The 11,584-nt window shown below is 64.0% G+C and carries 7 protein-coding genes and 1 pseudogene; 5 read left to right on the top strand and 3 right to left on the bottom strand.

Going from position 1 to position 11,584, the window contains the following annotated elements:
- The first annotated feature begins 490 nt into the window (after window positions 1-490).
- On the top strand, window positions 491-955 hold the full coding sequence (locus KY501_RS52500) for an SETD3 family histone-lysine N-methyltransferase (RefSeq protein ID WP_224373169.1): 465 nt from the start codon (window positions 491-493) through the stop codon (window positions 953-955).
- A 37-nt stretch (window positions 956-992) separates the two neighbouring features.
- On the opposite strand, the gene KY501_RS52495 is transcribed toward KY501_RS52500, so the two are convergent.
- Entirely contained in the window at window positions 993-2,024 is a 1,032-nt protein-coding gene (locus tag KY501_RS52495; RefSeq protein ID WP_224373167.1) for an ADYC domain-containing protein, read from the bottom strand.
- Window positions 2,025-2,065: 41 nt separating this feature from the next.
- A complete protein-coding gene (locus KY501_RS52490) occupies window positions 2,066-6,064 on the bottom strand; it encodes a bifunctional serine/threonine-protein kinase/formylglycine-generating enzyme family protein (protein ID WP_255637576.1) in 3,999 nt (1,332 codons plus the stop codon).
- Window positions 6,065-6,113: 49 nt separating this feature from the next.
- Here KY501_RS52490 and KY501_RS52485 point away from each other — a divergent pair, with 49 nt between their 5' ends.
- Together KY501_RS52485 and KY501_RS52480 are read left to right on the top strand one after the other, a co-directional pair.
- Complete coding sequence (locus KY501_RS52485; RefSeq protein WP_224373165.1) at window positions 6,114-7,118, top strand: sigma-70 family RNA polymerase sigma factor; 1,005 nt, start codon at window positions 6,114-6,116, stop codon at window positions 7,116-7,118.
- Between the two features lie 78 nt (window positions 7,119-7,196).
- On the top strand, window positions 7,197-10,244 hold the full coding sequence (locus KY501_RS52480; RefSeq protein ID WP_309243072.1) for a CHAT domain-containing tetratricopeptide repeat protein: 3,048 nt from the start codon (window positions 7,197-7,199) through the stop codon (window positions 10,242-10,244).
- 31 nt (window positions 10,245-10,275) lie between these two features.
- Here the strand turns inward: KY501_RS52480 and KY501_RS52475 are convergent, their stop codons facing one another.
- Window positions 10,276-10,806 carry a hypothetical protein gene (locus KY501_RS52475; RefSeq protein WP_224373162.1) on the bottom strand — a complete coding sequence of 177 codons (531 nt, stop codon included), beginning with the start codon at window positions 10,804-10,806 and terminating at the stop codon, window positions 10,276-10,278.
- Window positions 10,807-10,829: 23 nt separating this feature from the next.
- Between KY501_RS52475 and KY501_RS52470 the strand changes: the two genes are divergently transcribed.
- Both KY501_RS52470 and KY501_RS52465 read left to right on the top strand, forming a co-directional pair.
- A complete protein-coding gene (locus KY501_RS52470; RefSeq protein WP_224373161.1) occupies window positions 10,830-11,129 on the top strand; it encodes a hypothetical protein in 300 nt (99 codons plus the stop codon).
- Between the two features lie 160 nt (window positions 11,130-11,289).
- Window positions 11,290-11,584, top strand: a pseudogene (locus KY501_RS52465) (hypothetical protein); the annotation flags it as partial.

The raw sequence follows: 11,584 nt of genomic DNA, 5'->3' as shown, positions 1-11,584 counted from the left end.
GTGCACGGTGGCTCTCGTGCCCCTCGGTGATTCGGTGGATCTCAGGGCTCCGGTGATCTGATGGATCTATGGTCCTCGGTAAGATCGGTGGAAATGGCACCAAACCTCGTCGGTGGTGACAGTTCAACGTGCGCCCGGAGCTGATCGAGGACAACAACGTCACTCCGCGTGCCCGCGCCTCTCAAGCCTCCAGAGGGCACCTATCTGGGCACCTTGACGAGAGCGTCGCTCGCCGTGAACGCGTGCGCCACGCGCTCCATCACGCTGAGCGCCAGCGCTCCCTCCACGTTCGGGTACTACCTGGGGGCGGATCTCTCGTCAGAGAAGTCCGGGCGGCGGACCCTCCAAGCCAGAGAGATGAGAAAGAAACGTTCTGGGTAGGTGGGTTGGGGGCCTACCCCAGCAGTCATCCCGTGCATCCTCGTGCGCCACGGAGCACCGCCGGAGCGGTGCTGCAGAGGGCGCGCGAATGAGCCAGCGGAGAGTCGACATGGAGAGGTTGAGAGAGTTGGTGCGTTTGCACCGAATGGGGACAGGCGCGCGCGAGGTGGCACGGCTGCTGGGGCTGTCCAGGCCGGACGAGCAGCGCTCCTTCAAGCTATCGCGCACCTATGATGCCGAGGGGATGGTCGAGATGTTCGCCTTCCTGCGGGTGGCCCAGGCAGGAGCCGAGGAGTTCGCCGTGCTCGAGGCCGCACCCGATGCGCTCACCCGGGCGAAGATGCCGCTGAGCCAACGCAATGAGGAGAGACTCCACGCCGCCTTCGCGACCGGATGTGAGAGGCGACTGGCAGGCTATGCCACCTCGCTCGAGGAGGATGAGCGACTCCTCATGGAAGAGGCGCTCTTGCCTAACGCGAGGAACTGCATCCTGCTGAGGCGTGGAGAGAAGTGGCTCCTCCATTCTTACGCCGTACGCGCCCGTGCGGGCTTTCCCTCCCTCGCTTCCGACTGAGGATGGGCGGCGGCAGGGCCATCCTGTTCGAGATGGGCTACTGCACCGCTCCCTCATGAAGGCTCGGGCGGGTCTTGTAGTATGAGCGGTTGCGCAGCAGCACTGACTCAACGCGTTCCCCCTTGCGGCGAACCGTGCAGCGATCGTCTTCGCCCAGCGCCTCCTCCGCCATCTCGAAGCGTCCAGGACACTGCGCCAGAATCGTCTCGGCGGCCTGCCCATCACGCGTGTGTGACAGGCACCACGCGCCGTCAGGTGTCCAGGCAGCCTCGAAGTTCGCCCGCTCCGGCTCCCAGCCCTCCGTGGCTTCCCGCGCCCGCGTCTGCACCGAGAGGTCATCGTACATGTCAATGGGCGTGTCATGGAGGGTGTGGCTGTGCCCATCTCCGCAATAGTCGGCTCGGGCCATGCGAGTGCAGGCCTGATGCAGTTGCTGCAACGAGCGGCCCTCCATCACCTCCCAGGGCTTGTAACCCCAGGTGACGCACTTGGCGATCGCACCGTTCTCGCATGCGAAGGTGAATTGATCCGGGTTGTCACGGCGAGCTCCTGTCTCGTCCCAGACGCCCTTCACAGCGAGAGCCCGAGGCTCGGGAACCCGTTGCGTGGCAACACAGGGGTTCTCCCAGGATTCGGTGCCCGCGTTCCAGATCTCGATGCGATACCAGACCATCGCGGGATCTTGAGCGACGGGCTCAGCGCCGCACAGCGCGACCTCCACAGGGTGGCCATCACTGGCTATACCCTGGAACACCGCGCCCACGAGTCCTTTGGGAAAAAAGGGCGTGGCGGCCAGGTGCCCCTCCTTGACGTGTACGCCCTTCAGCAGGAAGGCCCCTCGCCTCCCCCGTCTGGCATCCACGGCGGCCAGCACGCTGCTCTTCTCCTTCCCAACCTCTGTGCGCCCGGTCCCCCACAAGAGGTTGCCATTAGGCCACACGCTGCGTTCAGGATCCTGGCCCTGGCAAGGGAGCGCCCTCCCCTTCTTCGGATAGCTGTCTCGAGGTGGGCTCGCGAACACAGAGGCGCCAGCCAGCAGGCAACCGAGGATGAGCTGCAAGGTCTTCATGTGAGACTCCTTGTGTGATTGAACGGGTGTCAGAGGCGCTATCAATCCGAAACGGACGCGCACAGGCGCAGGCCCACCATGGGATTGCGGAAGTTTGCGTCGAAGGCCTGGCGGTTGGCGACCAACGCGCCCACTTCACCGAAGTACCAGGCTCCTCCATGCAGGGCGATGTCGCCGAGCTCGAGTGTCAGGGGCCGCGTCATCTCGAACGCGTTGCCAGCCAGGCCCTGCAGGCCGAAGGGGCTCACCGAGGCTTGATGGGCATCCACCTCGTCCAGTCCCATGGCCTCGATCTCGCGGTCGTAGGTCTCGTCGATGTTGGCCTCGTCCTTGTCGAGCCGGTTCCCATGCGGAAAGCGCCGATCGTCGGCACCGCGGGCGGCGCGCACCCACTCAAGCTCCGTGCACAACCGTGCGCCCGGCAGGCGCCCGGAGCGGTCGAGCCAGGCGAGATAGCCTTGGAGGTCCTTAGAGGAGAGCCCCGTCACCGGCAGGCGGCGCCAGTCCTGTTCCTGATGATGGCTCCGCTTGGGGTAGCGAAGGCGTTCCCCCTCGCGCACCGTGAGCATCCGGCCATTGCCAAGCCACAGGGAATAGCACCAGACGCCGTCAGGCAACTTCCTGAGCCTGACCCCTGTGTCGAGTCCCTGCTGGAAAGCCTCCAAGAGGTGCCGCTGCGGCGCCTGGGGCGGCAGGGTGTCGAGATACTCCAGCCAATCGCCCAGGGTTACCTCGGTCCGCCCGATGAGGTAGGCCTCCAGGAGAAGACAATTCTGCTCCATCGGCGCGCTGAGGAGAAGTTTCCGGATCGGCTCTGGATCGTCACTGCCCGAGAGAAAACAACCGGGTGGGATGTAGACGTAACCGTCGGGGATCTGAGCGGGAAGCGTGAGTTGCACCTGCTTGCGCTGGCCTCGCTCAAGCAAGAGGGGCAGTTCCACGGAAGGATGGCCTTCTCGCGTGAAGCGCAGTTGGTAGGAACCTGGCAGCAACCTCTCCCACACAATGGGTGTTGAATCAGCCGGCGCTTGCCCCGCGATGGGCTCTCGACGCAACCCCTTTCCGTCGTCCATGTAGCGCGTGAGTTCAACGCGTGCCCCCGGTGGACGCGTCTCGACCTCAAGCCGGGCTGGAGCCTCGAGCCTCTGGAGCCATTCCGGATCTCCTGCAGCCAGCTGCTTGAACTGTTTCAAGAGCCGGGCCTGTTCGTCCGGGCGATGAAAGTGCTCGGCGAGCAGGAGACGTTCATAGGTGAGTTCGATGCGGAGCTGGCGGGCTCCCGTATGTCCCTGGACTCGCTCCAGGACATCCCCGAGTGCACCCGCAGCCTCCGCGAAGGCCTCATCGGCCTGCTGGTATTCAGCCAGAGCCTGAGCCCAGCTCGTCTCCGCCCTCTGGCGGACTTCCCGAGCCACCTTCTCCCCCCCAGCACGGGAGTCCTCGTGGTTGTTGAAGAGCGCGAGAGACCTTTCGCGGCTTGCCCTGGCTAGCCCACTCAATGCCTGCCCCTGGGCCCGGGCACTCTTCGCGGCGGCCAGGCGGCTGCTGGCGAAACGCTCCGCTTCCAGCCGCGTCTTCAGGAGCGATGCCCCGTACGTTGCCCCCATTCCGAGCACGAGGAGGAGCGCGGCGGCCCAGCGGCTCCATCGCCGGAGGCGTACGGCACGCAGCGAAGCCTGGAGGAAGCCCTGCTCGCGTGCTCCCAGTGCAGAGGAGTCGAGCGTCCGGGCTTCGTCGAGCGGCTGCCCCCGCCAGAGAAGGTCCGGCGTGTGTCCCAGGCGCTCCCATTCCGCTCCTGCCGCCTCGATGCGCTGCCGCAGCGCACGCTGGCCAGCATCCTCGTCGAGCCAGTGCCTCAGGGTGCCCCAGCATCCGATGAGCGCTTCGTGGGCAATCCCGTAGCTGGCCCGGCCACCCGAGGTGCGCACATGCAGGAGACGCCCTTCCACGAGTGCCCGCAGCGCCGAGCGTGCCTCGTCCGAGCCTTCAATGAGCTTCTCCTCGCTCCGCTCGCTGCGCGTCCCCTCCGCTGTGATGAGACGACCGAACAGACGACGCGCGGCTTGCTGGGTGCTTCGATCGAGTCTCGAGATCACGGCATCTGCATGCCGGGACAGCGCACCGGCCACGCCGCCCATCTCCTCAAGGGAAGCATGGGTGATGCAGCCCCTCGCGGAATCGTGGCGCTCCCAAAGCTCGGCCAGCGCGAACTGGAGCAGGGGGAGGCCGCCCGCCCCGTGAGAGGAGGCCTCGACAAGCGTCTGGAGGAGTGCCTCGGACTCGAAGACTACGTCGCGGTTGCGCGCGGGGCCAACGATAGCCTCTCTCACCCCGTCAGGCGTGAGCGGGCGCAGCAGGTAGAGCATGCGTTCGATGCTCTTGCCCAGACCGGGGAGCGCCCCAAGGCGCGTGAGGAAATCGCCTCGAACCGTGAGCAGCACACGTACACCGGATGCAGGCAATGCGAGTTCCCCCAGCAGGCTGGCGAAGCGCGCCGCTTGAGAGGGCTCACTGAGAGTCACCAACTCCTCGAGCTGGTCGACGACGAGTAGCAGTCCCCTTCCCTGCTGGTAGGCCGCTCGGAGTCTCTGACCCAGTTCCTCCGGAGATTCGGCCAGCCAAGCTTCGAGCTCCTTCTCCGTCTCTCCCAGCAGCGGTGCGAGCACGGCGGCAAGGGCCGCAAGCGGCCGATGACCAGGCTCCAGTGTGACGATGCTGAAGTCCCGGCCCTCGTCCAGTGCGCCCAGGGTGACGCGGGGCAGGATTCCGGCGCGGCACAGCGAAGACTTTCCGACTCCCGAGTCACCCGCGATGAGGAGACACGGTTGATGGCGCAGGCGCTCCAGCACGGCGTGGATGTCGGCATCGCGCCCGAAGAAGAGTGCCCGGTGCTCGGCCTCGAAGGGCGCAAGCCCTCGGTAGGGATTGCCTGCGGCGAGCACTCCCGGCTCCTGGAGTTCCTCGAGCGCGGCCTGGAGGGCTGCCGCCGAGGCAAAGCGCTCGCCTGGCTCCGGATGAAGGCAACGCTCGATGATCGCGGCGAAGTCGGGGTCGATCCCCGGCACGCACTGAGCATGCAACGGGCTGTTGCCCGGGGTACGAGACGCTTCCAGCTCGGAGTCACGTTGCCCCGCCTTCAATGAGAGAAGGGAGCTCCGCTGCCGAGGGGGAAGAGCACCAGTGCACAACTCATGGAAGATCAGCCCCAGGGAATAGATGTCGCTTCGCGGCGTCGCCGGCTCGCCGCGAAAGAGTTCGGGCGCCATGTACCGCGGCGTGCCCACCGGGGACCCTCTCCCTCGAAAAGCCGTGCACTGACCCGCGGAGAAGAACTCGGCGAGACCAAAATCGAGCAACTTCACCTCACCTTCGACAGTCAGGAAGACGTTGGCAGGCTTGAGATCCCGGTGCAGCACACCCTGGCGATGCGCCGCGGAGAGCCCGCCGGCCAGCCTCAGCCCCAACGAGAGAGCGCGTCGCCAGGGCAGCGGCAAGGACAGGCGCTCCAAGCTCTGGCCCGCGAGGTACTCGGAGACGATATACGCGCTGTCGCCGAGCTCGCCCACGCGGAACACAGTCACGACGTTGGGGTGTTGCACGCGCGCGATGGCACGGGCCTCGTTCCAGAACTGCTCGCGAAGCTGGGCTCGAGGCCGCGCCGCAGCCAGGAACTTCACCGCTACCTGTCGGTCCAGGGTGCGATCGTGAGCCAGGTAGACAACACCCATGGCTCCACGCCCCAGCGGACGCTCCAGACGGAACTCATCGAACTCGGTGGGGGGTATCCAACCCTTGTCAAACCATTCGCAGGAACTCTCGAGAGATGAGAGTCTTTTCGAGCTATCGCGGTGCCCTTCCTCATCGAGCGCGGGGAGCATCCCCTCGCGCGCGAGGGCAGCCAGGAGTTCTCGGCAGGACAGACACTCCGCCGCGTGACGGTGCGCCCGGAACAAGTCCTCCCATGGGAGTTGGCCATCGACCAATCTGGCCAGGAGTTCATTGTTCAGGCATGGCAATTGACCCAACTGGGATTCAGACATCGTGCGGGCTCCGACGAGGGGACCCGACTGTGTTTATTCCCAGCCATGAATGGAACCGGCCTCCGGTGCAGTTCATGAAAAGAAGACAATCCTGACTTTTTCTGAAAGGGTTCAATGCGGGCTGGACGTCGCGGTGCTTAGGATGAGGCCGATGCAGGAGCCCCCCACCCTCACCATGATGTTTGTCGGACATGCGCCAGTGCGCATCGAAGTGCCGGCCAACGCCGACGAACTCGAAGTCCAACTCCAGTGTGCATGGGAAGCTGGACGCGATCCCTGGCCGCAGCTCAGCCTGCCCGCGAACACCTTCATCCGCCACTTGGCCCAGCGTTTGCCCCAAGGCAGCGAGGGCCGTCCACTGATGCAGTGGCTGGATCAGCTCGTCCTCGCTGATCTCTACCTCGCCTGCGCCTGCATTCATGAGGTGCCTGCGGCCATCCCCTTGCTGGAGAGCCATTATCTGGCCAAGCTGCCGGCGCTTCTCGGGCACCTCAACATGCCCACCGTGGTGCTCGACGATGTCTGCCAGCTGGTCCGCATCCATCTTCTGATGGGGAGCCAGGGCACGGGGCCTCACCTCGCGGAGTACACAGGCCGGGGAGCGCTGCTGAGTTGGATTCGCGTCATGGCCCTGCGCATGGCTCTCCGGCAGAGCACTTCCATCCGGCAGGCCCCGGCCGAGAATGTGCTGGCGGTCCTTGAAGCCATGCCGGCGCCAGGCGCCGACACGGAACTCTATCTCATCAAGCACCGCTATCGCCCCGAGTTCCGTCATGCACTATGCGAGGCCTTTGCCTCTCTGTCAGCCGAGCAGCGGTATCAGCTCCGGCTCCACTTCGTCGAGCGGCTGTCCATGACCGAGATGAGCACGCTGTTCCGCGTGAATCAGTCAACGGTGTCGCGCTGGCTCAAGAGCGCTCGGCAGGCGGTTCATGTGGAGACGAAGCGCTTGGTCCGCGAGCGCCTTGGCCTGTCCACGAATGAGTTCACGAGCCTCATGAGAGCCATCGAGAGTGACTTCGGCCTGAGTCTCAGTGAGGTCTTGAAAGCATAAGAGAGCAGTCCTCGCTTCATTTGGACGCAGCAAACCATCCTGCCAATGGGGAGCAGCATGCGGAGAGTCTTCTCTACAGTGGCGATTCTCGTCCTATATTGTGCAGCATGCACCTCTGCGAGCACAGCTCCAACGGATGCTCGACTCCTTGAGGCACAAAAGGCTTTTGATGAGGCGCGCAAACTCGAGGAGGCAGGCAACTACCCAGAAGCGGTACTGCTCGCTGAGCGAGCCGTGAACCTGCGGGAGGCCGTCCTCGGGACGGAGCATCCCGACGTGGCCCAATGCGTCAGCCTGCTTGGAATCCTTCATATGGAACAGGGACACTACGCACTCGCCGAACAACTCCATCTGCGCGCACTGACGATCCGTGAAACAGCCCTTGGCAAGGAAGATACAGACACGGCCGCTTCGCTCAACAGCCTTGGTATCCTCTACAAGAACCAGGGACAATTCGAACGCGCGGAGCCGCTTCTTCAACGTGCATTGGCCATCTGGGAAACGACTTCAGGAAGCAACAGCATTCGTGTCGCCGCAGCACTCCACAATCTTGCCAACCTCTACATGGAAGAAGGTCGGTATGATCGTACCGAGTCTCTCCTCCAACGCGCCACGTCGATACATGAAGCTACGCTCGGCGAGGACGATCCGCGTGTTGCTTCATCCCTCAACAATCTCGCAAACCTCCACTTTTTGCGGGGACATTATGAGCAAGCCGAATCCCTTTTTCAGCGCGCACTCCGCATTCGGGAAAAGGTTCTCGAAGCGAACCATCCTGACATTGCCAGCACTCTAGCCAACTTGGGGACCATCTATACCGCACAGGGCGATTATCCGCATGCCGAGCAATTCTTGCAAAGAGCCATCGCCATGCGGGAGCAAGCTCTTGGCAGTGACCACCCCGATGTGGCCGATGCCCTCTCCAACCTTGCAGCTCTCCATGAAATCCAGGGTGACTATACACGTGCTGAGCCGCTCTATGAGCGTGCCCTTGAGATTGCTGAGAAGACCTTCGGCAAGAATCACCCGGATGTTGCCGATCAATTGCTGAACCTTGCGGATCTGCTCGCGCTCGAGGGGCACCGAGAGCAAGCTGAGCCGCTGTATGAGCGTTCTCTCGCCATGAAGGAATCTCTCTTCGGCAAGAGCCATCGGGAGGTCGCCTTGACTCTTCACAACTTCGCCGCCCTGTATCTGGAGCAGGGACAATATGTGCTCGCGGAACCGCTCCTTGAACGTTCACTGGCGACCTATGAAGCGACACTCGGCAAGAACCATCCCGACCTCACCAACACTCTCTCGGATCTCGCCCGCCTTCGCCTGGCGCAGCATCGCCTCGATGAGGCTGTCTCAATCTTTGAACGTGCTTTCACCATCTCCGAGGAACACCTGCGCCAGGAAGTCCTTGGTTTCTCCGAGAACCGTCTGGCTCACTTCCTGGCCCTCCTGCGCACTGACGAAGAACGCCTGTATGCGCTCGTCCGCGCCTACCCGGACAACGAGCAAGTACGGCGCCTGGCGCTCTGTGCAGCGCTCCTCCGCAAGGGCCGCTCCATCGAAGAACTCTCCGACACGTCCCGAATCGTCTACCGCGGCCTGGGGCCGGCTGATCGTGAGCTGTTCGATCGCTTGCGCGCCGTGCGCACCCAACAGGCGTCCCTGGCGCTGGGCAACTCCGAGCCCCCGGCGGACTACCCGCAGCGCCTCAAGGAACTCACCGAACAGGGTGATGCCCTCGAGGCCGACCTCGCCCGGCACTCGAAGCCGCTGCGTGCGCTCTTCGCGCTCCCCCAGCCTTCGGAACTCATCGAGGGAGTGGCCGCAGCGCTTCCCGCTGACGGCGTGCTCGTTGAGTTCGTCGCGTACCAGGACATCCCACTCGTTCCGACTCCCGGAACGCTCCCCTCACCAGTTCCCAGCAAGTTGCGCTACCTCGCGCTCCTGCTCTTCGCGGATGGCCACACTCAAGCCCTGGATCTTGGGCATGCCGGGCCGATCGATCGCGCGGCTCTGCGCCTGCATCACGCGCTCGCTCGCCAGTCCCCCACCTATCAACCCGCGGCGCAAGCCCTCTACAAGCAGGCCTTCCAACCTCTGCTCCCGCTCCTGGGCAAGGCGCAGCGGCTCTTCCTCTCTCCCGAAGGCCAGCTGTCACTCGTTCCCTTCGCGGCCCTTCATGACGGCCGGCGATTCCTCGTAGACGCCTTTGACATCACCTACCTCACGTCGGGTAAGGACCTGCTGCCGCATTCCAAAGAGAGCGCTCCAGCCAGCTCGGTCGTCGTCCTCGCCAATCCTGACTTCAGCGCCGCTCCCTCTCCGGGAGCACTGGGCATGCAGGAGGCTCCCGAACAAGCCGAGCGCTCCGCATCGATCGAGCGTTTCTTCTCCACATTCCGCTCGGAGCTCGTCGAGGCGCCCTGGCGTCCATTGCCCGGTACGCGCCAGGAGGCCGAGGCCATTCAGCGCATGCTGCCCCAAGCCCAGGTATTGATGGGCCGCGCCGCCAGCAAGGAGGCCTTGCTGAAGCTGTCGGCACCTGGCGTACTGCACATCGCCACTCATGGTTTCTTCCTCGAAGACACCAAGGCTGTCGCGGCCACGCGCTCGCCGGCCAGTTTCGGTGCCGTGGGTGAAGGGGGCCCTGTGAAACGGAGCCCCGACCCGCTGTTGCGCTCGGGGCTGGTGCTCGCGGGCGCTCGCATTCCGGAGACTCCGTCCGGAGACTTCCGGCGCGAGGACTCGCTGGTGACGGCCCTGGAGTTGTCGGGCCTGGACCTGTGGGGCACGCAGTTGGTGGTGCTCTCCGCTTGCCAGACCGGATTGGGTGACGTCAAGCTCGGCCAAGGCGTCTACGGCCTGCGCCGCGCCGTGATGGTCGCGGGCGCACAAACCCTCGTGACGAGCTTGTGGAAGGTCAGGGACGAAGAGACCCGCCACCTCATGGAGACCTACTACCGCAACCTGCTCGCCGGCCAGGGACGCGCCGCCGCGCTGCGAGCGGCGATGAGAACGCTGCGCCAGAGACATCCGCATCCCTATTTCTGGGCATCTTTCATCGCCATGGGCCAGGACACACCCCTTCAGGGAGTCACTCCCCAGAGCGCGTCGCGTTCACCCCCCTGAGGCTGGTGCGGCTCCAGTCGCGCCGGATGGCTCACTCCTCGGGCGGCGGGTTGTAGTCCCAGCGCCAGGGCATATCCGTCTCGCCCAGGAGACTCTTCACCAGCGTCGGAAACACAGTGGGCCCCTTCACACTGTTGGCCATGAGCAGCACACACCGCTTCTCTCGCTCGAGGCAGAGCGCGAAGTTATCGGTCCATTCGTCATGGCCTCCCTTGAAGAAGGCCGGGCCGGCGCGCCCGTTGAACAGCACCACGCCGAGCCCGGCGGACAAGGAGATGACCTCGTTGCGCGCATCGGTCTCCGTCAACAGCGTTGGAAACTGGTGGGCCGAGGAGATGGCGATCTGCGGCCGCAGCATCTCGGCTCGTGCCCTGGCCGACAGGCCCTCGCCGCGCATGAGGCCCGCGAGGAACTTCGCATAGTCCTCCACGGTCGTGTCCATGGAGCCCGCGGCACGCACGCTCTCTCGCCGGTCATGGGGCTCGAGCTTGCCCGTCTCATCGTAGCCCTGGGAGACGTTGGCGGCGAAGTCGTCGCGCCAGACCATGCTGGTGCGCTTCATTAGGTGTCCGGCGCGGAGCCTGCATGACCCTGGAACGAATCGCCGCTTCGCTGCTGTGCGCCCTGCTTGTCTCTTGCAGCGCTACCCGCCAGCTCGCGCCTGACAGCACTGAAGAACTGACCCGCTACGTGCTCTTTATCCGGGAAATGCCCGACGGCACCGTTGCCCATGTCTGGCAGCCTGCCGAGGAGGTGGATCTTTCGCGGTATCGACTCCTGCCCAGCGCGCGTTCCGTAGCTCGGCGAATCATGCCTGTCATGGGTGGTTGGAATCGGGACTGCGATGAGGAAAATCGAGAGTGTCTCCAAGAATGCATTGGCTGAAGCGCAACCACAAGGCGATCCTGCTGGGAAGCGTGGTCATCATCGCGGGGGTTGCTTTTGTCGTGGTCTCCGCCGGAGCAGGGCTTGTCATTCTCGCACCCGCAGTACTCCTGGCCAGCCCCCCTGCTGAGGTCGAACCCTTGATGGCGGGGGTATCGCCATGAAGATTGTAGATTTCATGCTGGAGACCATGGAGCTTCTGGGGCGGCTTCATGAAGAGACAACCTCCCCAGAAGAGCGCGAACGACTCTCCTTGGCACTCGATGCGTTCAACTTCCTCTTTGCTCTCGGTCAATCCCACGGCTTTGAAGAGCATCGTAAAGAACATGCCGCCAAGGAGCCGCGCAGAAATAAAGTTTCAGTTTGGCCGGAGGGTGTAATTCCACTCACCATGGAAGTTGGAGCGCTCAAGGTGAAGGGCGGCCATCTGCTCGCGGCTGACGTCGACGCCTATT

It is taken from the genome of Hyalangium versicolor (genome assembly GCF_020103695.1).
GTDB lineage: Bacteria > Myxococcota > Myxococcia > Myxococcales > Myxococcaceae > Hyalangium > Hyalangium versicolor.
This window is presented reverse-complemented; position numbering and strand designations above follow the sequence as displayed.

Excerpts from the sequence above, each read along its gene's own strand:
- KY501_RS52500 (WP_224373169.1), top strand. The coding sequence starts at position 491 with ATGGAGAGGTTGAGAGAGTTGGTGCGTTTGCACCGAATGGGGACAGGC.
- KY501_RS52495 (WP_224373167.1), bottom strand. The coding sequence starts at position 2,024 with ATGAAGACCTTGCAGCTCATCCTCGGTTGCCTGCTGGCTGGCGCCTCT.
- KY501_RS52490 (WP_255637576.1), bottom strand. The coding sequence starts at position 6,064 with ATGTCTGAATCCCAGTTGGGTCAATTGCCATGCCTGAACAATGAACTC.
- KY501_RS52485 (WP_224373165.1), top strand. The coding sequence starts at position 6,114 with ATGGAACCGGCCTCCGGTGCAGTTCATGAAAAGAAGACAATCCTGACT.
- KY501_RS52475 (WP_224373162.1), bottom strand. The coding sequence starts at position 10,806 with ATGAAGCGCACCAGCATGGTCTGGCGCGACGACTTCGCCGCCAACGTC.
- KY501_RS52470 (WP_224373161.1), top strand. The coding sequence starts at position 10,830 with ATGACCCTGGAACGAATCGCCGCTTCGCTGCTGTGCGCCCTGCTTGTC.